Raw genomic sequence first — 22,544 nt, forward strand, 5'->3', positions numbered from 1 at the left:
CGATTAGGTTCAAATGATAAGTTGCTGCCCGGCGAGGTCGTTTCAGCGCATCTCGACTGGTGGGTCGGCAAGACAATGCGGAACGGAAATGATCGCAGGCGTAAAGGACGGCTTTCGGGGCCGGAAGCTTCAGGCCTGGAACCGGACCCCAGTTTGGCGCAAGCATCGTGGCCTCCGCCCGGTCAGGCATTCACCGGCTCGCGAAATGCCAATTGATTCTGCTTAACCGGGCATACCTAAACGGCCACTTGCGTTCCGATCTCGACCACACGTCCGGTCGGGATCTGGAAATACTCCGTCGCGTCGGCGGCCGTGCGCGCCAAGCCGATGAACAGCTTGTCCTGCCACACCGGCATGCCGGAGTTGGGTGACGCCTTGAGCGAGCGACGCGACAGGAAGAAGGACGTCGTCATGATGTCGAACTTCCAACCCTGCTTGCGGCAGATCGCCAGCGCACGCGGGATGTTAGGCTGTTCCATGTAGCCGAAGGTCAGTGTCACCCGCATGAACAGCTCATTGATCGTTTCCATCTTGATCCGCTCGCTGTCGGGCACCACGGGCTGCTGCGCCGTCACCACAGAGAGGATGACGTTCTGTTCGTGCAGCGCCTTGTAGTGCTTCAGGCTGTGCATCAACGCGGTCGGCGCACTGGCGGGATCGCTGGTCAGGAACACGGCCGTACCGGACACCAGCTGCGGTTTCTTCTTCAACAGATTGCCCGCAAGGAAATCGAGCGGAATCTGGTTCCTGCGCGTCTTGTCAAATAGATACCTGCTGCCTCTTATCCAAGTCCACATGGTCATCACGATCACTGCGGCAATGGCAAGCGAGGCCCAGCCGCCTTCGAATACCTTGACGATGTTAGCTGCAAAGAAGCCGGTATCGATGAAGACGAACACCGCCATTAAGGCTATCGCGACGCCGAGCGGCCATTTCCAGATGCGCGTCATCACAACAAAAAGCAGTATGTTCGTCACCAGCATATTGCCGGTCACCGAAATACCGTAGGCCGAGGCCAGCCGGCTGGATTCGCCGAAGCCGACCACCAGCAGCATCACCACCAGCGCCAGCATCAGGTTGATGCGCGGCAGATAGATCTGGCCCGACTGTTTTTCCGACGTGTGCTGGATGACGAAACGCGGCAGCATGTTGAGCTGTACCGCTTGCCTGGTCAGCGAAAAGGCGCCGGAGATCACCGCCTGGCAGGCGATCACGGTCGCCGCCGTGGCAAGCACGACCATCGGAATAAGCGTCCAGCCCTGGTTCATCTCGAAGAACGGATGACCGACAACGCCGCCATTTGCCAGCACGAAGGCGCCTTGCCCGACATAATTGAGCAACAGACAAGGGAACACGATCGCCAGCCAGGCGAGCACGATCGGCTTGCGGCCGAAATGGCCGAGGTCGGCGTAGAGCGCCTCGGCTCCGGTGACGGCGAGGAAGACTGCACCAACCGTAACGAAGGCGACGTCAGGCGAGTTGACCAGGAACGACACGATGTAATGCGGGCTGATTGCCAGCAGGATTTCCGGGTCGTCCATGATGTGGTTGAGCCCGGAAAGGCCGATGGCCAGGAACCACAGCGCGGTAACGGGTCCGAACACCAATCCTACGCCGCCGGTGCCAAACCGCTGTACCGCAAACACGATCGCCAGGATGGCCAGTGTCAGCGGCACCACATAGGGCTGGAACGTCGGCGTGACGACATTCATACCTTCGACCGCCGACAGTACCGAGATTGCCGGCGTAATGACGGCGTCGCCAAAAAAAAGCGCCGCGCCGACGATGCCGATGCCGATGCCGATGCCGAGGATCACCGCAGAGCAGGTCGGGAAACTGTTGCGCGCCAGCGCCATAAGCGACAGCACTCCGCCCTCGCCTCGATTGTCGGCGCGGAGCACGAACATGATGTATTTGATCGTCACGGTGATCGTCAGGGACCAGATGATCAGCGAGAGTACGCCGAGGATGTCGCCACGGCTGGCGACGTTGCCACCCGCTGATGCATGCAACGCCTCGCGAAATGCATAGATCGGGCTGGTGCCTATATCGCCATAAACGACACCTAGTGCGCCCGACATCAGCGCCTTGGTGCTGTGCTGCTCGACCTCAGAATGGCTCGATTGTTCGACAGGTTCTGCCTCGTTACCAGCATTGGTAAGGGCCATGGACGACACTCCGATAAGCGCGCGGTGCTCTACGCTTGCTGCACTGCAATATCAAGTTCCGTCACGTAATGTCTGCCGTCTCGCCTGTCGTTGCTCGCCTTGGTAGACTCGCCAGCCCGCAGCCCTACCGAGCAGCAATAGCGCCCCGGCAGAACCCTCAATCGCCCAGATCAATGAATGGTTATCGCCCACAGTGCCCCCCCGCGATGCGGCCGATGGCGACCAGGGTGTCGTGGGCGCACAAGGATGGCGCTTTCCTGATGACGCCGTGCTCCAGGTGTGATCGCACCGTTGCTGCGCAAGCCATTTACTTGCTCGTCCCAGCGAGGACCGTGGCCAACTGGAACGCAGGGCCACGCCGCTCACCGGCCGCACTTTGCGGCGCAGATAACGATTCGATCTCCGCGGCGAGATTCTGGTTGAAGAAGCCACCAAGCTTGTCGAAGGACACACGGTCGTAATATCGACATGCCAGTATCCGCAACCCAGAAAAGCTCCTTGGGCTCCGCTGCGCGCGCCACGAACAACCCGATCTTCTCTGCGAAGAGGACGCCGTAATCCTTCAGGTTGAAGCCAAACCGGGGGGCGGCCGTGACGTATGGGCGAAGGGCTAGGAGGCGGGTTCGGTGAGGAACGGCATTGATGTCCACGCCGTCTCCTGGAAAGACAGAGGAATGCGGTGTCACCGACTGGCGCCGGAGGTTGATCCGGTGATTAGGAGGAGCACTCGTTGTCGGATTCTCGACGATGTCGGACATCTGACACAACGCTGCCAGAGCGATCACGTTGTTCCGAAACGATTTTCCCAGTTGGCACGACAATTGCGGTCCTATGCGCAAAAGCACTGCGATGCCGCACCGACTGGAAGAACTCATCAATGATCACGCTTTTCGAACATGTGGGCGCCGCTACCAACACTAAGCGTTCCCGATCAAACGGAAGCCTCTATCCCTTCTTTCTGAAGGCTGTCCGGACATGAACGCATTTGATGTCCGTCCAACGCTGGATGCTCCCGACGACGATCTCTATCTTTGGCTTGAAGATGTGGAAGGCGAGCGGGCACTTGCCTGGGCCGCCGGCCAGTCGGCAAAGACCCTGAAGCACTTCAGTGGAACGCAGTTCGAGCGCGACCGCGCGACTCTGAAGGCAGGCCTGTTCCCTAAGCGGCGTCGCATCTCCCCCGGCCGAGTCGCATGGCTTGAATCCGATATCAGGGCTTGGATGGAAACTAGATCTGAGAGCCGCACCGCATGAATGTAGCCTCCCAATATCTTCTCCCGTCTGTGGCGCATCACGAAGCCGGGCACGCGGTGGCCGCCATCGTTTTGCACCGTCAGATGTTCGACGACGACCGTGAACTCCCTGCTTTCTCAAGTGTTAGTATTTACCCCGACGCCGGTGACGGAGAGTGCGGTGGTTTTGTCGAAGGCACGGTTTTCTATTCAGCGCAAGGATTCACCTCGAAGCGAAAGCCGATTTTCGAGAACGATATGGATCGACATTTCCAACGCGATGAAGCGATCCAAGAGATAGTTGCGTGTCTGGCAGGTCCTTTTGCAGAATCCGCATTCGAAGGCTATCTGGACCCGCGCGATATGGCGATGAATGCGTCCGATGGGAATGAGGGGAGCAGCGACTACGCGGATGCCAAGCGAATCTATGGTGAGTTGCGGTTCCTGATGCCGCGCCGCCCCCGTTGGAGGCGGATCGAAGATCGCACGGCCCGGCTAGTACTCGATCACTGGTCAGCCATCGAAGCATTGGCCGCGCATTTGCTGGTCAAGCATGATCTCCAATTCGATGAGGCTCTGACGATTGTTGCGCCGCATCTTCCGCCCATGCCAGCAGCTACGCCGCCAGAGCGTCATCCGCAGCCTGCTTGATCAGCCATTCGATGTGATTTGACCACATCTGCAACACCTCGCGCTTCTCCTTGACTTTGCTATAGAGATCGTAGATTTCGCCAATGTCTCCGGTGCGGGCTCACAGCCCGTCCATATAGCCGCCAGTCTGCTGCCTTCGAGTGGCCCATGTTGGCCGCGGCCAGGAAGTGGCGACGATTGAAAGGACAAAATCAGTTGCCGAAACTCATCGCAGGTGACGGTCTGGTGGCAATTTGGGCACATCTTGTGTCTCGTCGCCAGTAAACACGGATGCCCGGCAGGAGCTGAGCTCGCTGCCGGCGGAAATCGTAGAGCGCCAGCGACGCATTCTGATCTTTCGTCAGGCAGTCGACCGCCTTGGCATACGCCTCGGCCTCCATCTCGATCGACCTGAACCGGTATCTTGTGCGCCATCCGGACGATCTGGGAAAGCTTGGCCGGGCCGGCGCCTTCCCAGGCGCACGGGAAGCGCGACGACCCATGTGGACCTTGGATTTCACTCCGCACTTACGCTGCTTTGGCCTTGTCAGCAGCCTGAGCATAAAGCGTGCTCAGCTTTCAGGCCGAGCACTCATCCATTGTTGACAGCACCTGTCGTCATTCAGGATCGCCCCATTCTCGCAGGCCGCTTGCAGCTTTCAGGCTGTTGTCAGCCAGGGCCGCCATAAAGGGTCTCGTTAAACAATTCAGGAGGCCGTTCCAATGAACAATCAGTTTGCGAGACTTTTTCGAGGACCAGGTATGCAGGCTTGTTTCAGGACAAAGAACTTTCTGGCGGCAACCACCGCGATGACGACGGTATTCCTGCCGGCTGTGTCTCTCGGGGTGGGTCTGGTAGCATTTCCAACTGGAGAAGCGTTGGCCGACGACCCGATTTCGATCCCGCTGGAGTATGTCGGGGAAGGCCATGACCGCCTGGGCATCTGGGCCAAGATCAACAATGGCAACGCGCAGCGATACGTATTCGACACGGGCTCGGACCAGCTCAACACGCAGATCGGGTCAGAGGTGACCGGGGTCCGCCCGATTGCCGACACGCCTTACGTATATACGTACGGGGACGGAACGTATGGTAATAAGCTTCAGAACGTGGAAATTGATAAATTTACATATGTCGATCCAGATCAAAAGATAACAATCGACGGGCCGTCTGTAAGCGATAAGAAATACCGGGCTGCTCGCATTCTCGATTTTGTCTATACCCATGCGTATTGCAAGGACAACAATCTTAAGTGCACGCCGGGATCCGTGACGGATGGACTTAAAGATATGTATGGTCAGGATCTCCAAGAACCTTATCACGCCGATAAGGAGCAGCGGGCGAAAATGACCGCTGGCAAGATGGCAGACGAAGGCGGCGATTTCGCAGGTACATTCGGGGCCGGCGATTTTCTTGGCAAGACAAGTGTCTGGGGCATGATGGGCAGTGTCACCAGGTCTGGCTACGTGGTCTCCGCCAATGTGAATCCGGATTCCGAGAGCGACCAAACGCCTGGCTGTTCCCCCTGCACGATTGTCAACCTCAATCCAAGCCTCCGGGCCCAATATACTAATGCCATGCCATGGGGAGAACCCGAGGAAAAAGATCAGGATTCTTATCAGAATTTTCCTGGCTCTGGCGCCAATGCCTCGACCGAATACGAAGGCAGCTACAATCTGCAGTACACGGTTAAGGATGGAGCCCCACCAATCACCGACCCCAACAAGACCGCGGTATTGCTCGACACCGGCACACCGGGCGGTGGCAGTCTGGAGATCAGTGATGCGATGCTGAAGCAATTTCAGGATGCGGGCGTCAAACTTAAAAATGTTCGGAGAAATGAGCAACGCGAGATCGTAAGCGCATCGGGCAACATCCCGAGCGTTACAATCGCAGGAACGGATGGCGATCCGGTAAGGCTGGACAATATCGACTTCACCTACACCAGCGGCACGACGGAACAACCCAATGACCAGACCAGTTTTGTTGCCGGTCTTGACTTCTTCAAAAACAGATCGGTCATTTTCGATCTGGAGAAGAAGTATACCGCTTATACGTCACATTTCGTCACTGCCAGCAACTTCTCTACCGATTCATCCGCACCCGAAGGGACCGGTCTGAGCAGGATCACGACGAGCATGGGGAATGAGGGCGGGTTCGGCATAGCGGGTGTCGTCTCCGGCTCCGGATCGCTGACGCTTGATACAAAGACGGTGGTCCGGATGACGAATGTCAACACCTACACCGGCGAGACGAATATTGCTCAGGATGCCTATCTCTCGCTTGCGGGGCTCGGCAACATCCAACGGTCAGCGAAAGTCGTTGCAGACGGCACGTTCGATATCTCCGAACATGGAAATGGCAGCGACTATTGGGGAATCTCCGACGCCTACAACGATGCCCGTATTCGTAGCCTGAGTGGCAGCGGAACGGTCGAACTGGGCAAGCGTACCCTGGTGCTAACGGATTCGAACGACACGTTCGCCGGCAGCATCAACGACCTCGACGTTGATAACAATAATATGGGCGGCAAACTATTCGTTGCCGGTGGCGTGCAAACGCTGAGCGGAAAGAACAATTTTTCCGGCATGACGACGGTCGGTTCCGGCGCGGGATTGCTGCTTGCCGATACAGGTGTGCTTTCCCATGATGCGACCACGTCCGGCTTTCTCGGGAATGACGGGCAGATCGGGGGCACGGCTATCGCAAACAGCGGCGGTGTCGTCGCAGGCGGCGGCACCTACGGTGCGGTCACCATTTCCGAGGGCGGCACGGTCGCTCCTGGCAGTGCGACCGATCCGAGCAGGATCGTCACCACACTGACTGTCACGGGCGATTTCGCGCAGCAGTCCGGATCGATCTATCAGGTCGACCTCGCAAGGTCGTCCGATCTCATCGATGTTGGCGGAGCAGCGGCGATCGACAGCGGCGCGCAGATCGAGCTGCTGCGGCAGGGAACGCTATCGGTCGATGCCCGATATACTCTGCTCTCCGCAGCAGGCGGCGTAAGCGGCACCTATGGCGGGCTGACGGGGGCTCTGGCGACAGACGCGACGCCCTTCGTCGATTTCCAGCTCGTCTACGATGCCAACAATGTCTATCTCGATATCAGCCGCACATCGACGGCGTTTGCCGATGTAGCCAGCACCTTCAATCAACGCTCGGTCGCCGCAGCGGCTCAGGCGCTTGGAAGCGGTAATCCGATCCAGGACAACATCCTGTTCCTGACGGCGCCGGAAGCCCGCAACGCTTTCGATATGCTATCAGGCGAGGTTCATGCTTCCATTCATAGCGGCCTCATCGAGGACAGTCATTCTGTACGCGATGCCGCGAGCGAACGGATCCGTGCGGCGTTCGACGGCGTCGGTGCCTCCAGCGTTCCGGTGATGACTTATGGGCTGGGTGGTCTGGAACTGGCCCCGGCAACGAGTGAGAATTTCGCCGTATGGGGCCGTGGCTTCGGCGCCTGGGGTCATCTCGACAGCGACGGCAATGCCGCCGGTCTCGATCACTCGACAGGCGGCTTTCTGGCTGGCGGTGACGCGGCTGTCGGCGAAAGCTGGCGGCTCGGCCTCATCAGCGGCTACAGCCATACCTCCTTGGAGGCGGACGATCGCGCGTCGTCGGGCTCGAGCGAGAATTACCATCTCGGTCTTTTTGCCGGCACGCAGAACGGCAATCTCGGTTTTCGTTCCGGCCTTGCCTATACCTGGCACAGCATCGAGACCGGCAGGTCCGTGGTCTTTCCAGGCTTCGCCGACAGCCTTTCGGCCGATTACGACGCCGGCACGTTCCAGGCCTTTGGCGAGCTCGGCTACCGTATCAATACGGCTTCGGCTTCCTTCGAGCCCTACGCTAATCTCGCTTATGTGAATTTTGACGCCGATGGCTTCACCGAGAATGGCGGCGCAGCCGCCTTGTCGAGCGGGGATCGCTCGAGCGACACGGCGTTTACCACGCTAGGTCTGCGTGCGTCGACGGTACTGACCCTCGGCACCGTGACTGCTACCGCGCGCGGCGGTCTTGGCTGGCGCCACGCCTTCGGCGACGTCAGGCCGGATACCGCTCTTGCCTTTGCTGGCGGTTCCTCCTTCGCCATCAAGGGCGTGCCGATCGCAAAGAACGCAGCTCTGCTCGAAGCTGGGCTTGACGTAAACATCACCGAGAACGCGACGTTCGGCATCGCCTATCAGGGACAGATCGCCTCGGATGCCCAGACACACGGGTTCAGCGCCAAGCTCGGCGTCCGTTTCTAAATCACCCGCAAAAGAGATTGGTTATGAAGTCAGTGAGTGCATTTTCTTTTACCGTCGTTCTCGGCTCAGCGACGGTGATGTCTGTGTCCGCCGCGCGAACGGACGATGCCTGCTACAACAAGGCACAAAGCCTATGATGACGCAATGTTCAATCGACGACCTGAAGCCAGTCGATGGCGAGCTTGACAAGCTCTACAAGGAGATGGAGACCCGGCTCAAAGAGTCCCGGCGCATGTCCAGGAACTGGTCGAGACCGCGAGGGGCTACAACGCCACCTCGGAGAACACGCGCGACGCCTACCCCAAGGATTGGCGGCATTTTTCCTCCTGGTGCCGGCGCGCTGGCTTCGATCCCCTGCCTCCGGGCTCGAAGGTGATCAGGCTCAATATCAGCGCCTGTGCCTCGGGCACCGCCGCCGGCGATCCGAAGCGTGGCGCCCCTGCCCTTTAGTTTGCGACCATCGAGCGGCGGCTTTCCGGCCTCGCCTGGAACTTTACCCAGCGCGGCCGGCCGTTGGACCGCGCGGAGCGGCATATCTATAAGGTTCTTGCCGGCATTCGCCGCAAGCACGCAAAGCCACCGCGGCAGAAAGAGGCGGTCCTGGCGACGATCTGCTGGCGATGATCGCCACGCTCGGCCACGACCTCAGGGCCTGCGCGACCGCGCTATTTTGCTCCTGGGCTGTGGCGGCGGCCTGCGGCGCTCCGAGATCGTCGGTCTCGACGTCATGCGCGACGACAACAGCGATGGCGCCAGCTGGATCGAGATTTTTGACGGCAAGGGCTGCTGGTCACCCTGCGCGGCAAGACCGGCTGGCGCGAGGTCGAGGTCGGCCGCGGCTCCAGCGACCACACCTACCCCGTAGTCGCGCTCGAGAGCTGGATCCGCTTTGGCCGCATCGCACGTGGACCCCTGTTCCGCCGCATCTTGTCGATCAGGTCGATATAATACGAAAAAGCCGCCGCCATTCGGGACGGGCGTCGGCTATCATGTCCAGCCATTATGCGGCGAGCGGATAGCTTTCGCCGGACCAGGCAGAGAACTTGGCGGCAAAAGCCTTCATCTCGTCGACCGCGAATGTGGTGCGCGGTTGCGAACTCGACTTGCTGGGCGAGAGGGACCTCGCCGAGAAAGGCGCTGACATGAGCGGGATGCTGCTTGGCCAAATCGAGATCCGCAAAGCAATCGGCCAGCGCCGCGTCGTCCAGCTGTACGCTGCAGGGCGCGTTCACGTCGTCAAGACGGATGCCAAATGCTTGCTCATAATGGCCGCAAGGTAATCGTTTCGGGTCGGAGACACAAGTTGCCGCCTCCTTCGCCGTAGAGTGGCCCGATACAATCACGATCGATATTGCCACCTCTTATCGATAGTGATCGCATAGTTCCCTGATTCGACTCTCAACCGCTCATATCAAGCGATTACTTCCATGTATCTGCTGCGCTAGCCCGTCCTGGCCTTGGAGTGTCGCTCCTCACCTCCTCCACCACTCACCAGCCCGATGGGAGTATCGCCCGCCAGCAGCTTCTCCTTGCTGAGCAGCGCGGCAACCTCAATCGCCTCGAAATCGGGCAAATCCCGCAGTGTGTCGAGGCCGAAGTGCAACAGGAAGGTCTTGGTCGTGACGTAGGTGTAAGGCGTGCCAAATTCAGCGGGCAGGCAGACGTTGACCCACAACAATCAAGGGGACGGTGCAGGCCAAGATTGCGGCAGGGCTTGGGCCCCCCACCCTTCTCCTCAGAACTCCGCTGCTTCCAGCTGGCGGCTGAAACTCACAGGCGCAGCCAGCTTGGTCTCTAACAGCATCGATCGCATCATGGTGTCTGCCATGAATCCGTGTGCGTGAAGCGCTCCAGAGCGAAGATGTTGGGCGTCAACCAGGTTCACTCCAATGAGCTTCACTTCTCGAGTTCTGCACAGTGTCCACGACTGGCGCCGGAGGTTGATCCGGTGATTAGGAGGAGCACTCGTTGTCGGATTCTCGACGATGTCGGACATGTGACACAACGCTTCCAGAGCGATCGCATTGTTCCGAAACGATTTTCCCAGTTGGCACGAAGGTTGCGGCCCTATGCGCAAAAGCACTGCGATGCCGCACCGACTGGAAGAACTCATCAATGATCACGCTTTTCGAACATGTGGGCGCCGCTACCGACACTGAGCGTTCCCGAGCCGACGGAAGCCTCTATCCCTTCTTTCTGAAGGCTGTCCGGACATGAACGCATTTGATGTCCGTCCAACGCTTGATGCTCCCGACGACGATCCCTATGTCTGGCTTGAAGATGTAGAGGGCGAGCGGGCACTTGCCTGGGCCGCCGGCCAATCGGCAAGGACTCTGAAGCACTTCGGTGGAACGCAGTTCGAGCGCGACCGCGCGGCTCTGACAGCCATTTTCGACAATCGCGACAATCTTCCCCTGATCGCGCGCCGTAGTCAGTACCTCTACAATTACTGGCGAGATGACGGTAATCCACGCGGACTGTGGCGCCGGACCACCCTTGCCGCCTACATGAAGGCGGATCCCCAATGGGAGCTACTGCTCGATCTGGATGCTCTCGCGGCTAGCGACGGAGAGGACTGGATCTGGGACGGCGCGTCCATCGAGCCGGAGAGACGGGAAAGAGCCGTTCTGCGCCTGTCGCGCGGCGGCAGCGACGCGGTCGTGCATCGCGAATTCGACCTGATTTCTCTGAGCTTTGTCGCCGACGGCTTCAACCTCCCCGAGGCCAAAGGCTACGTTAATTGGCTGGACCCTGACACGCTTCTGCTTTCCAGTGCGCTTGGTAATGGCATGGCCACCCGCTCCGGCTATGCGCGCACAGTTCGACTGTGGAAGCGTGACGCGGATCCCCTCACCACGCCGGCAATCTTCGAGGCCGGGTTCGAAAGCTTCCAAGTGTCTGGTCATTCGGACCGCACCGGCCGCAGCGAGCGCCTTTGGTTCATCGAGCAGCCGGCCTTCTTCGAGAAGATCAGCTGGATCGGCGATAGGAGCGGGCCGAGGAGGCAGATCGATCTTCCTCGCGACGCGTCGTGGCGGGTCTTCGGCGACTGGCTGGCGGTAAGGCCGCGCAAGCCCTGGACGGTGGGAGGCACCACCCATCCCGCCGACGCGCTGATCGTCATCTCGCTTTCCACTTTCCTCGCCGGCGGACGCCGTTTTGAGACCCTGTTTCAACCAGGGGAAAGGCGCTCCATGCAGTCATTCTTCTGGAATGACGGGAAGCTCATTATCTCTTACCTCGTCAATCTCGCACCGCGTTTCGAGATGTTCACTCCCGGCCACCAGGAATGGACGCGCCGAGTCCTGAACACCCTGCCCGCCGAAGGTACTGTCGACGTCTGGTCATTCGATGCGGCAGTTCACGAGACCAATGGAGAGGTCCTGATCTGTGCTCAGGATCCGATCACGCCGCCGCAGCTCTTGCTGTTCGATCTGAATGCCGCGCCGTCTCTCAGCGCTTCAGCAATCCTGAAGCGCAGCCCGGAGAATTTCGATGCATCCGGACTGGTGGTCACGCGCCACGAGGCAGTCTCTATCGATCATGAGCTGATCCCCTATACGCAGGTTGGTCCGGCGAACGGGAACGGAGATGCTCCGATTCACCTTTCCGCTTATGGCGGGTTCGGCGTATCATTCCTGCCCTACTACAACTCCCCGCTGGGCAAGCTGTGGCTCGAGCGCGGCGGCACGTGTGTCGAGGCGAACATCCGCGGCGGCGGCGAGTTCGGCACCCGCTGGCACGAAGCCGGGCGCAGGGAGGGCAAGCGTCTCGCCCACGACGATTTCGCCGCCGTTGCCTCCGACCTCGTGCGAAGGGGCATCACCCTGCCGAGGCGGATTGCCGCCGAGGGTGGCTCAAATGGCGGCCTGCTGATCGCAAACATGCTGACCCGCTATCCTGAGCATTTCGGGGCTCTGTTCTGCACAGCACCGCTTATCGACATGCGTCGCTACACCAAGCTCTTGGCGGGCGCGAGCTGGATCGACGAATATGGCGATCCGGACAAGGTTCACGATTGGGCTTTCCTGAAGGAAATCTCCGCCTATCACGCCGCAGCGCCGGGACAGCCCTATCCGCCTATCCTGATCGCCACCACGAAACGAGACGACCGCGTCCATCCGGGCCATGCGCGCAAGATGGCCGCAAAACTGCAGGCTCTTGGCTATCCCGCTTACTTCTACGAGGCCAGCGCAGGCGGGCACGGCTGCGGCGAGGACAATCGGGAGCAAGCCGCATTCATCAGTCTAGGCACCAATTTTCTCCGCAGCGCAATCGGCTTCAACGATCACCCTCCGGAGACGGCGGAACGCGTTGCAACGCAAGAGGGGCATTTGAGGTCCATCAACAATTCATTCGAGCAGGAGACGAAATAGTGCAGTGCATCCTTTCTGAACATCAAGGAGTGAATCTCATGGCGAGAACGCGAATGGGCGTAGCGCGGGCAACAGCAGCGGCGGTGGCCCTGATCATGGTGGGACAGCAGGCCGTCGCCGCGGAGCCTGCGCAAGCAGAGACCGTCCTGGCGGAGACGGGAGCCTCGGTCACCGAAGCGCCAATCCCTTGGCAGGTCCGCCTGCGGGCGTTGGGCGTCGTTACGAAAGATCTGGGCTACGTTGATACGCTTCCCGGCTCCGGTCTTTCGTATTCGGACACGGTGACGCCGGAACTCGATATCTCGTATTTCTTCACCGACAACATCGCCGCCGAACTCATACTCGGTACCACTTATGCCAACATCGCGGGCCAAGGGACGATCGGAGGGTTGGGCAACATCGGCAAAGTTTGGCTGCTGCCGCCGACACTCACGTTGCAGTACCATTTTACCGATCTCGGCGCGTTCAAGCCTTATGTCGGCGCCGGCGTGAACTACACGATCTTCTACAACCAGGACACTGGCAGCGCTGATGCTCTCAAGGTGAAGAACACGTTCGGCACGGCGCTGCAGGTCGGATTCGACTACATGGTGGACCAGCACTGGGGCCTCAACTTCGACGTGAAGAAGCTTTTCCTGAAGCCGGACTTCGACGTCACGGTGACCGGCGCGAAGCTGACGGGGAAGGCGGAGCTCGATCCCTGGCTGATAGGCGCAGGTGTCACCTACCGCTTTTGAATATCAGAGTGAAGTCTGCTTCCCGACTGCCGGTTTAAATGAAGGGCGCCTCGCGCGCCCTTTTTTACGGTCGACACTGCAGCGCAAGACCTCATGAAGCTATTGTCGGGCGGGGTTCTCTTCCGGCGGACCAAGAAGATGCACTGGCCAACCGGCCTTGCGCCTGAGGTGGAGTGCTTAGAAGCGCTTTGGATCGGGACGGGCTTTGGTATTGTGGGTGGAATGCTTCAGCCAGACCATTTGCCAGCATCGTCTCCCGGACGTCATGTGTGAGCTTCTTTGTCAGCGCAAGGCGAACACGGATCTCCTAGCAGGCCGTTGAAGAAGTGTCCCGTTTGGCCTTGAGGATTGCCTCGTCGCCGTTGTGATAGAAGGTGATGTCGATGGAGCCGTCGTCGAGCAGTTCAGCATGGCCGTCGCCTGTGACCTCGTCCATTTCGTCGAATCCGACCCATGTGAAGAAGACCGTCGACGGGCCGTAGCCGAGTTCGAGGGTTAGATGAGCCAAACGCCAGTGGGGCGTCCTGGGGACGACGCGCGCGAGATTCTGGTCGTGGTGGCCAGCCCAATACGATGTGAGAAGTTGCTGCCGGTGCGGGTACCGGAGGTCGCCGATAGTGACAGCCGATGTTCGACAGCGGCAAGGACATGCTCAGCCGTCAACGCGCCGAGGGCTTGGCCGGGAATGGTGGTGATGGAACCAATCCAGAAAGCGGCGGCTGCCCAGGAGAACGCCTTCGCGGGACTTTGACTCCAGTCCGCACACCCTGCTCAGATAGTCCGAAAAAGAGGTCAGAAGCGGAGCATCCGGATTATTATCTACACTGGGAACAGAAGCATGGAAGCGTTCTGGAGCCACTCGCCGCGCGTTTACCAGTGCCGACACTGCTCCAAGCTGACTATCTGCCATGACCACCTGCCGAACGTAGTCCGTTGATGCCACCGGTACCCTTCGCGGTCTGCTCCAGCGGGAAGATCGGGTCTGATCGACCCTGCTGACCTGTGCGGCGGCCTCTCTCGCTAGGGCGTCCCCCTTCCTGTCGTCCTCCTCCGCCGCTTTCGGCTGCTTTCGGCCCGCCGCCCTCGCCAAGGCGTCGTAGTCGGTAAGCGCGTCCTCCGTCTCCTTTAGGGGCTTCATCGCGTGACTAGAGTTTAGCGCGTGTTTGTAGGCGGCGGACCGAATGGTCGTCGAAATGCCACTCAGCGCCACCGCAAGATGCCCTAGGGCTTCCGCCTCATGATCTGACAGCGGCACGTCACGATTAGAGCCGATTGCCCTGCCTTCTTCCAGTTTCACAATGTTTGTAGTCATTTCCTGCTCCATCGCGTTGACTGAGATACGATGGAGACGGAAGTGGAGAACAAATTTTTACAAGCAACTAAGATGATATTCTCGTCAACGGGACAATAGTGGACGTTGAGGGCGGCGAACAGGGTGGTGGTGCCGTTGCGCTTGTAGTCGTGCCTCATCGTACCGAGCCGCCCCTTCTTCATCGGCAGGCCGGGTGGGTGCGGTCGAGCGCCGGATCTGGCTCTTTTCATCGACCGACAGAACGATGGCATGGGCCGGCGCATCGAGATAGAGGCCGACGACGGCGCGCAACTTGTCGACGAACTTCGGATCATTGGAGAGCTTGAACCTGGCGCCAGCGGTGGGGTGCGAGACCATGCGCCTTCCAGATGCGCCTGACGGCGCTGGCGCTGATTGCGGCGGCTTGCGCCATCATGTCGGCGGTCCAGTGGGTCCTCTCGCCCGGCGGATCGGCAAGCGTCAGTGCCACGACGCGCTCGCCGACATCGGGACCGAGCGGCGGAATGCGCCACTGTCGCGTCTTGTCGCGCAGCAGCCCGTCACAGCCTTCCGCGGCAAAGCGCTCCTGCCAGCGCCAGACGTCGGTCTTCGACTTGCCGATGCGGCGCATGACCTCGCCGGTGCCGACGCCGTCGGCGGGCAAAAGCACTATCTCGGCGCGCCAGACATGCTTTTGCGGGGCGTTGCGATCCCTGATCAGCGCCGTCAGACGGACGCGATCGGCCGACGAAACGGTGAACGATCTTCCTGTGCGCATGCGCCAGACTCGCACGCGCAGGCCAGAAAGGGAATCTCTGATTGGACTCCTATGTCAGGCGGGAACCACTAGACGCCGAGACCGCCGATGCAGACATGTTTGGTGTCGAGATAATCCACGATGCCCTGGAGGCCGCCTTCCTTGCCGAGGCCCGATTCCTTGACGCCGCGGAACGGCACCTCCGGCGTGGTGATCAGGCCTTCATTGACGCCGGTACTTCAGTCCTTCCATCACGCGGAAGGCGCGACCGAGATCGCCGGTGTAGAAGTAGGCCGCGAGGCCGAACTCGGTGTCGTTGGCGAGCGGCGTGCCCGACCTGAGACATGGGTGACGTTTTGTACCGGACACGGATGAAGTGCACCCCTCGGGTGAGCGTTTGCTCGATAATATCCACTGAAGTGAAGCAGTCGGTCTTAATGCTGGAACTCATGCCACCCGACCGACCCGGGAATTCGCAGCAGCGGCGCCGTCGAGTGCAGAACGAATGCCGTCAACCAAGGGGTCGATCTCGCTTTCGGTGATTATATAGGGCGGACAGATTCCAAGCACGTCTCCCATATTGCGGATCATGACGCCGTGCTCGCGGCACCGCCGCTCGACATCGCCGATCCTCAGCTCGGGCGCGAAGACGCGACGGGCGCACGATCCTCGACGATCTGAACCCCCGCGATGAAGCCGCGGCCGCGGGCTTCACCGACAAGCGGATGGTCGCCGAGCGCGTCCGCGAGGGCTCCATGCAAGTGATCGCCGAGACGACGCGCCTGGGTCACGAAATCGATCTCGCTGTAGATCCTGATCGCCTCGGCGGCGACGGCCGCTATCACCGGATGACCGGAGTAGGTGAAACCGTGACCGAACACGCCGACCTTGTGGGCCTCGTCAGCGGCGCATTGATAAATCTTGTCGAGATAATGACGCCGCCAATGGGCAGGTGACCGGATGAAAGCCCCCCGGCGATCGAGAGCATGTCCGGTTCCATCCCAAATGTCTGGCTACCAAACCAGTTCCCGGTGCCTCCGAAGCCGCAGACCACCTCGTCGGACAGCATGAGGATAATTTCTCACTTTCTTGCGAAGATCGGGGGTGTCCACGGTCATTCGTATTACGCGAGATCCGCGAGGCCAAAAACCATCATACCAGAGAGGCGAAACTGCTATCTAGGTGTTTAGATGCAAGAAATTAATCCTGCATTGTTCCCGCACCAGGAACACCCGAGAGGATACCAAGCAGTATTGAACCTTGTTGAAAATGCTCTCGGCGCGCTGGGCGTTATAATTTCTCGAAGGCGATCACAAGGACGTCGCGATAAGCGTACGGCATTTTCAGGTTTTCGGCCACAATCGACGATACATCGTGAAAGGTTTCGCGGTCGTTGCAGATCACAAAATCATTCGGGGAGTTCATTTCGACCTCGCCGAGGAACTCCTTTGAGGCGTCGGTGATCATGCTCATGCCGCCGGTGACGTTGACCCGCCCAATCATATAGCAAGCAATGAAGTCCACCCCGTCCTGGTGAAGGCCCTCGGGTGCCGGTTTGCCATTTACACCATCGCGCGCGACAATCCGGTAGGGATGGATCTTGATATTCCAACGATCATGTCGGGCGGCTTCACATAGAATTCTGCAGAAACCTGTCAGAATCTTTTCTAAGACGGGATGGTCTATAAAGGAGTTTTCAAGGGGCTCGAAGTGGCGCTTGAAGCCGCCATTCAGATGATTGACACTTTTTGATTGTTCGTAGGGGGCGTGGGGTAGGAGCCTAAAGATTCCGTCAGTCGCGTCATATTCAAAAGCGCTATAGCGCCGGTAACGATATGTTCCGCCGTCACGCATGTATTCATCGAGAAGAAGTCGATTCCAATGGTCAGCAAAGTTCTTCCAGGCTACATCAATTTCGATGCCAAAGCAGGCTTCGGCGCGCTCGCCTTTTGAAAACCACCATCCATTTGTCACCAGACCGTCAGTGCATTGTTGACTGAGGTTGGCCGGCGCCTGGGGTGCGTTGTTTTCCACGGGTGTCTCCCTTTTGGTGACTTGGCGAGGACGGAACGCTTTGGACAACGCTATGTGGGTTGCGGCTTGGTATTCCCAAAGGTCGCGGTCCCTAATGTATCTCGGCGTCCTGGCTCGGATCGACCGAGGTAAAAAGCGTGTGTGATCGACTATGTAGCTGACGCTCCCGCTAACGCCCTCGAGGGCGGATGCAATGGCCCGTTCGCACATCTGGTGAATAGTACTGCCCCATGCACCTGAAACCGCCTCTTGGGACCAGGCTTGCTCAAGCCCTTGCTTCAAAACGATTGATGCCACGTCAAGAGAAGCGGTTTCGAGGTGACGCAGCGCGTCGAAGATAATGGCCGCGGCAGGGGCCTCGCGGACTTCGAGAACCTTTTGGCCGGTTGTGATGTGTTCAAGCCCGACAAAGCGGCCGTGCCCGAATTTGCCGACCGTGTTATTCAGGAACGGGATTGCGTCGACCAATGCAACATCACGGTCATCAATTGACACGAGACTTCCGTCTGCAAACCCGAGTTTGATCTCTACCGGCTGCTCTGCGGGAATGTGGCGCGTCCAAGCAAATGCCTCCTCGGGGATGGAAAAGTTCTCGGGATCTTCCAAAGGCCCCGACTCGAATTCCCGACACCAGAGGTTTTCGTCCGCGCTCCACGTGCGGTCCGCCACAAAAGTCGCTCCACACTTGGACAGGTCGGAGGTCTTCTGTTGTCGGGATATCACAGAGCATTCATACGGACTGCCGAAGTTGCCGGAAAATCCTGAGCGCTTAATGCTATTGTTAAGGCGCGGAAGACTGTTTTGAGAAAGGTTTGCTGTATGAAGAACCAGCCGTGAGTTGATTGACCTAGCATGATTAACAACCAAAGATGCGATTATGGGACGGCTCAACGAACTGCTCAACGGATAGATGCCAAGGTACTTGGCGTGGGCTCGAATGGCTGATTTCACGCCTTGTTCGACAAAGGCATCCCGCCCTTCGAGGCAGACAAAGCGCGCGCCGAACATGGCTGCCGTCCGTTCCAACAAAGGCTGATCGATGCGCGTTCCGACATCCGCTGCGACAGCTTCAATGTTCGCAAAGCCAAGGCTTTGCAGCTTGTAGAGAAGATAGGTGCTGTCGAGACCGCCGCTGAACATGGTTGCAACTGGTGCGGTTCGGTCCGGAAAAGCCTCCAGATCTTCAAAACTCGAAATGCCGCCGATGGCGGGTTTGGTGGAAGCCAAGATGGGGTTCATTTGGATGTCCTGCTCTCAAACCAGATGCCAGCAAACGTCGCAGCGAGGACGAGGCCTGCGCCTATCAAGCTCGGTACTGTCAAAGGCTCATTCAGAAGAAGGTGCGCTAGAACGAAACCAAAAAAAGGTTCTGTTCCCATCAAGAAGCCAACCCGTGTCGGTGTGGATTTTCTCACTGCGGCATTTTGAATGTAGAATGCAGCGAGGGTGCAGAAGAGTGCAAGGAAGGCAACAGCGCCCCAAAACTGAAGGGTGGCCCTCACAACAAGGCCTGAAATTCCGAACTGAGCGACGGCCAAAACGAAAGTAAGTGTTGCCACCGTCGATCCTTGGATGGCCGTCAGGGCTGCAGATGAAATCTGCCGGCCGGCCAGAAGGCGTTTGGTGGAAACGACCATAACCGCTCGCAGAATCGCGGCCCCCAAGACAAGCGCGTCACCCGGGCTGAACCTGCTGATCCCGCCAGTGAGAATGCCGACACCGATGCACGCTATGGCAGCACTTGCCAAAATGCCCGTAGGTGGAAGTCGCCGTGATAGCCCATAGTCGATGCTCGGCGTGAAAATCACACAAAGCGATATGATCAAGGCCGTGTTCATTGCGCTTGTCGATGCAACGCCGTAAGTTTCAGCAATAAAGATGCAAAAAAGTATTGTTCCCAATGCGAAGCCGCGGATGAAATCGCCCCAGGAGACCAATGCGATCTCATGTCTTGCAGCCACTGCCGTAATGATCGTAGTAATCAGGAAGCGATAAAGAACAAGTATCGAAACCGGCGCGTAGAACAGTGCGCCTTTCCCGACCGGATAGCTCGCCCCCCAAACGAATGCGACTCCCAGCAAGGCTAGATCCACCGAGAAAGATGGCGTCCGTGTTTTCCTGACAGGTATTGGAGAACTTTCGAAAACGTCCACCTTCAAAGTTTCCTTTGTGTTAGCCATCCACCCCTGCTGCGAGGGTCAAACAGATCAGGTCGTTCAGCCTCTTGGGCGATCCGTGCCGCGGCGTACTTGTTTTTGGTAACGCAAGTGCCGTGCCGATTCGGAAAACCATTGCTAGACAACAACCTGGTCGCCTTGATAGTTCGGCGGTTCATGTCCATTGTTGTCAGAATGCCGACAATGACTTCAACTGCAGGGATCCTACCGGCAGGGCCTCAAGGCGAACACGCGGCTCCAAGATGCCGACACGATGGCTGGTTCAGCCATGCTTCGACAGTTGCCTGTTTTTTCAGTTCCTTTGCTGTTCGTGCGCTAACCGCAACGCTCCATACTAGTCTCGCGTGGCTGTCCCCGTGGGGTGGGCGGCAGAAAGCGATTAGGCCCGCTGAAAGAGGCGAACCGCATCCGAAGGATCGTAACCAAGAGAAGGACCTGAAGCGAGAGCGAAGGTTGCGGGAGGCCGCGGCGGGCCTAAAAGGCAATGCCGACCGCCCCAGGAAAGGCTGACAAAAACCGCAGCGGCCGACTGTCCAATAGGGTGCGCCGGGCCAGGGCGAGCCAAATGGCAGGGGCTGCCGGGGGACCCTAAGAAAAGCCTGGGTTCACGAGCACCCGGCGCGCGCCATCAGGCGGCCAGCTACTTGGAGGGCGGGTGTATCATGCCTGTTTGTCGGGCCGAACCAGATCCATGTGGCTGACGCCGAGGGCCAATGCCAGTTCATAGATCGTGATAATTGTCGGATTTCTTCGGCCTTTCTCCAAGCCGCTGATGTACTGCTGACTGAACCCGGAAATCTCCGCAAGCTGCTCCTGCGTCAGGCGCTTCCTTTGCCTGATCCTCTGCACATTCCGTCCGACCAACTTGCGCATATCCATGCACGCAAGCCAGCGGATCAGGCGGCTTGAGTTTATCAACTATAATATGTAATCCACATTTAGCAGGCACAGGGCTTCGCGGGTCCATTGGCCGGAGATAGAATTAGCGATGTTGCAGCCCAGATCGAACACGCCGTTCGCCGACGAGGTCCCCTGGTCGGACCGCATTACAGCCTACGACAAGGACCACTTTACAACCCTATATGAGGCTCCTGGACGCCTCGGCCGACAACGCCACTGAAGAGGAAATGGCCAAAGTGATCCTCGGCATTGATCCGGCACGCGAACCTGAGCGCGCACGCAACGTTCTTCGCAGTCATCTCGACCGTGCAAACTGGGTGGTGACGAGCGGCTACAAGGATTTGTTCGCCAGTTGACGAAATGGGCGGTGCGGTCGCTTCGCTTCAAGCAACGAAGTCGCGCAACCGCCATGCATCGACGTATCACCACAGCGCGGATGGCCCAGCGCTTCGCTGTCTCATCATTTTGTCCTCCGCTCGCCAATGGCTGCTTCCCAGGAATGGGTGCGGCGGCGAATCATGACAGGAACGGGTCCGCCGTCTGAGCCGCACCGCATCCGAAGGGCCGGATGGACAACCTACTGAAAGCTCACAGCTGGCTAAGGGTTGCGGGACGCCGCGGCGGGCCTAGAAGGATGCGGCGCCACCTGCTGAGAAAGGCACAAAACAGAGCGAATTGCGAGAGTCTAACGACGCGCTAGGAGGCGCAGCGGAATGGTCGAGACGCCAGAGCCAAGAAAAGCGGGGCTCGACCCACCGGCACACGGCACGCGCGGTGATGGGCGCGGGCGCCCACTACGTGCGCAGGCTCAACAGAATCTCACACGGATCAGCATCGAGGGCCGCAGTTACGTCGAGAAACTCAATGACATCGAGACGCCGTTCGCCACCCTCATATTTCGCCACGAAAGATTGCGGACGACCAAGCTTCTCAGCCACCTGCGCCTGCGTCAGCCCTTTGACATTGCGCAGTGAGATCAACTGGGCCAGAAACCGCTGGTGGCGGGGAGATCGAAGAGATTTGGGCATTTAGGTGAACCGGCAGGTAGAGACCGGCTCAGCGACTAATCCCCGTTTCGGATTATCCCATTTTGGGATATTCTGCCTTGGATCCAGCGATCAACATGCGAGGTTCGCGGCAGACATGAATCAATCAACGGGAACAGATAGGACTCAAAGCTCAACACTGCTCGACGAAGTCCCTTGGTCTGACCGTCTTACCGCCTACGACAGGGCGCACTTTACCATCTATATGAGGCTCCTGGACGCCTCAGCCGATGAGGCGCCCGAAGAGGAAATGGCCCAACTGATCCTCGGCATTGATCCGGCACTTGAACCGGAGCGCGCCAGGAAGGCGCTTCGTAGTCATCTCGACCGTGCGAACTGGATGGTGACGAGCGGCTACAAGGAATTGTTCGCCAGCTGACAAATTCGCAGTGCTCGGTCATAGAAGCGTTCCTGTGCCATTGGTCAGGCTGATCGGGGCCTGCACCACAGACGCGCCGGCAAAATGGACCCGGTGGCGAGCACAATTCAGTTCCCAGGAAATCGGGGTTTGGCAACTGTCCGAGCGTCTGACGTGATAGAAGGTTCCGCTCTGTCTGGATGGGTATTAGCCCGGAGCAGCACTCCATATCGTACCGGCGCTCGACGAAGGGTCCACCTCTTCGCTTTCAAGCCGCATAACCGATAGCCATCGCCCTAAGTCAAGGGTTAGAGATTACCGGCAGGCAGGTATGCAAGCGGGCCATCCTCGGAAACTATATAACCGCACGACTAGCTGTGAGCTTTCGGGAGGTTGTCCATTCGGACCGGACCGGGGAGACTGGAGTTACCAAGCTTCAGCACTCACCGGAGGGTCCGAATGAACATCCATAAGAATGCCCGTCTCACACCGCTGCGTCGAGAGGAGATGGCGCTGTCGGTGATAGAAGGCGCTTTCTCCAAAGCCCATGCGGCGCGTGTCTACGGCGTGTCGGCCAAGAT

18 protein-coding genes and 5 pseudogenes are annotated in these 22,544 nt (G+C 58.8%); 10 read left to right on the forward strand and 13 right to left on the reverse strand.

Translation table 11 applies throughout. The annotated features are described in order from the left end of the window. Positions 1-236 precede the first annotated feature (236 nt). Positions 237-2,168 (reverse strand): potassium transporter Kup, encoded by a 1,932-nt coding sequence (locus EN804_RS28800; RefSeq protein WP_126080677.1) that lies wholly within the window; start codon positions 2,166-2,168, stop codon positions 237-239. A 975-nt stretch (positions 2,169-3,143) separates the two neighbouring features. Between EN804_RS28800 and EN804_RS28805 the strand changes: the two genes are divergently transcribed. From EN804_RS28805 to EN804_RS37420, 5 genes and pseudogenes are all read left to right on the forward strand, one after another. Next, positions 3,144-3,422 carry an AlpA family phage regulatory protein gene (locus EN804_RS28805; protein ID WP_063169289.1) on the forward strand — a complete coding sequence of 93 codons (279 nt, stop codon included), beginning with the start codon at positions 3,144-3,146 and terminating at the stop codon, positions 3,420-3,422. Continuing rightward, complete coding sequence (locus EN804_RS28810) at positions 3,419-4,051, forward strand: hypothetical protein (RefSeq protein WP_135921827.1); 633 nt, start codon at positions 3,419-3,421, stop codon at positions 4,049-4,051. The genes EN804_RS28805 and EN804_RS28810 overlap by 4 nt, the downstream gene beginning before the upstream one ends. Before the next feature lie 702 nt (positions 4,052-4,753). Further along, complete coding sequence (locus EN804_RS28815; RefSeq protein ID WP_082826570.1) at positions 4,754-8,287, forward strand: autotransporter domain-containing protein; 3,534 nt, start codon at positions 4,754-4,756, stop codon at positions 8,285-8,287. A 243-nt stretch (positions 8,288-8,530) separates the two neighbouring features. Beyond that, positions 8,531-9,214 (forward strand): annotated as a pseudogene (locus EN804_RS38240) (integrase); the annotation flags it as partial. Between the two features lie 116 nt (positions 9,215-9,330). Further along, positions 9,331-9,567: a hypothetical protein gene (locus EN804_RS37420; protein ID WP_063169293.1), complete on the forward strand. Its 237-nt coding sequence runs from the start codon at positions 9,331-9,333 to the stop codon at positions 9,565-9,567. 161 nt (positions 9,568-9,728) lie between these two features. Here the strand turns inward: EN804_RS37420 and EN804_RS28830 are convergent. After that, positions 9,729-9,929, reverse strand: a pseudogene (locus EN804_RS28830) (SMC-Scp complex subunit ScpB); the annotation flags it as partial. 93 nt (positions 9,930-10,022) lie between these two features. Then, a complete protein-coding gene (locus EN804_RS28835; RefSeq protein WP_095769041.1) occupies positions 10,023-10,283 on the reverse strand; it encodes a hypothetical protein in 261 nt (86 codons plus the stop codon). Positions 10,284-10,500: 217 nt separating this feature from the next. Here EN804_RS28835 and EN804_RS28840 point away from each other — a divergent pair, with 217 nt between their 5' ends. Together EN804_RS28840 and EN804_RS28845 are read left to right on the forward strand one after the other, a co-directional pair. Further along, a complete protein-coding gene (locus EN804_RS28840) occupies positions 10,501-12,663 on the forward strand; it encodes a prolyl oligopeptidase family serine peptidase (RefSeq protein ID WP_082826571.1) in 2,163 nt (720 codons plus the stop codon). A 38-nt stretch (positions 12,664-12,701) separates the two neighbouring features. Next, entirely contained in the window at positions 12,702-13,400 is a 699-nt protein-coding gene (locus EN804_RS28845; protein WP_063169295.1) for an OmpW family protein, read from the forward strand. Between the two features lie 307 nt (positions 13,401-13,707). On the opposite strand, the gene EN804_RS28850 is transcribed toward EN804_RS28845, so the two are convergent. From EN804_RS28850 to EN804_RS28885, 9 genes and pseudogenes are all read right to left on the reverse strand, one after another. Then, a complete protein-coding gene (locus EN804_RS28850; RefSeq protein ID WP_244514237.1) occupies positions 13,708-13,908 on the reverse strand; it encodes a hypothetical protein in 201 nt (66 codons plus the stop codon). A 144-nt stretch (positions 13,909-14,052) separates the two neighbouring features. Beyond that, a complete protein-coding gene (locus EN804_RS38245) occupies positions 14,053-14,712 on the reverse strand; it encodes a hypothetical protein (RefSeq protein WP_063169296.1) in 660 nt (219 codons plus the stop codon). 101 nt (positions 14,713-14,813) lie between these two features. After that, positions 14,814-15,469: pseudogene (locus tag EN804_RS28860) on the reverse strand (IS630 family transposase); the annotation flags it as partial. A 68-nt stretch (positions 15,470-15,537) separates the two neighbouring features. After that, positions 15,538-15,772: pseudogene (locus EN804_RS28865) on the reverse strand (aldehyde dehydrogenase family protein); the annotation flags it as partial. A 308-nt stretch (positions 15,773-16,080) separates the two neighbouring features. After that, the gene (locus EN804_RS38730; protein WP_063169297.1) at positions 16,081-16,329 is read right to left on the reverse strand and encodes an aminotransferase class III-fold pyridoxal phosphate-dependent enzyme; all 249 of its coding nucleotides are present in this window, start codon (positions 16,327-16,329) and stop codon (positions 16,081-16,083) included. Next, positions 16,290-16,517, reverse strand: a complete 228-nt coding sequence (locus EN804_RS38735) for an aminotransferase class III-fold pyridoxal phosphate-dependent enzyme (RefSeq protein WP_263485461.1) — start codon at positions 16,515-16,517, stop codon at positions 16,290-16,292. The genes EN804_RS38730 and EN804_RS38735 overlap by 40 nt, the downstream gene beginning before the upstream one ends. A 221-nt stretch (positions 16,518-16,738) precedes the next feature. Then, on the reverse strand, positions 16,739-18,721 hold the full coding sequence (locus tag EN804_RS28875; protein WP_135921828.1) for an argininosuccinate synthase-related protein: 1,983 nt from the start codon (positions 18,719-18,721) through the stop codon (positions 16,739-16,741). Beyond that, on the reverse strand, positions 18,718-19,662 hold the full coding sequence (locus EN804_RS28880) for a DMT family transporter (RefSeq protein WP_082826572.1): 945 nt from the start codon (positions 19,660-19,662) through the stop codon (positions 18,718-18,720). The genes EN804_RS28875 and EN804_RS28880 overlap by 4 nt, the downstream gene beginning before the upstream one ends. A gap of 657 nt (positions 19,663-20,319) precedes the next feature. Then, entirely contained in the window at positions 20,320-20,538 is a 219-nt protein-coding gene (locus EN804_RS28885; RefSeq protein WP_029354714.1) for a helix-turn-helix transcriptional regulator, read from the reverse strand. 109 nt (positions 20,539-20,647) lie between these two features. Between EN804_RS28885 and EN804_RS37425 the strand changes: the two are divergent. Continuing rightward, positions 20,648-20,915: pseudogene (locus EN804_RS37425) on the forward strand (DUF2285 domain-containing protein). Between the two features lie 438 nt (positions 20,916-21,353). Here the strand turns inward: EN804_RS37425 and EN804_RS28895 are convergent. Further along, positions 21,354-21,587, reverse strand: coding sequence for a helix-turn-helix transcriptional regulator (locus EN804_RS28895; protein ID WP_082826573.1), 234 nt, complete (start codon positions 21,585-21,587; stop codon positions 21,354-21,356). A gap of 115 nt (positions 21,588-21,702) precedes the next feature. Between EN804_RS28895 and EN804_RS28900 the strand changes: the two genes are divergently transcribed. Both EN804_RS28900 and EN804_RS28905 read left to right on the forward strand, forming a co-directional pair. After that, the gene (locus EN804_RS28900) at positions 21,703-21,984 is read left to right on the forward strand and encodes a DUF2285 domain-containing protein (protein WP_063169301.1); all 282 of its coding nucleotides are present in this window, start codon (positions 21,703-21,705) and stop codon (positions 21,982-21,984) included. 438 nt (positions 21,985-22,422) lie between these two features. Beyond that, positions 22,423-22,544, forward strand: a 122-nt coding sequence (locus tag EN804_RS28905) for a leucine zipper domain-containing protein (RefSeq protein WP_245474027.1), incomplete at its 3' end; no start/stop codon positions are given.

It is taken from the genome of Mesorhizobium sp. M8A.F.Ca.ET.161.01.1.1, from assembly GCF_004792105.1.
Taxonomy (GTDB): domain Bacteria; phylum Pseudomonadota; class Alphaproteobacteria; order Rhizobiales; family Rhizobiaceae; genus Mesorhizobium.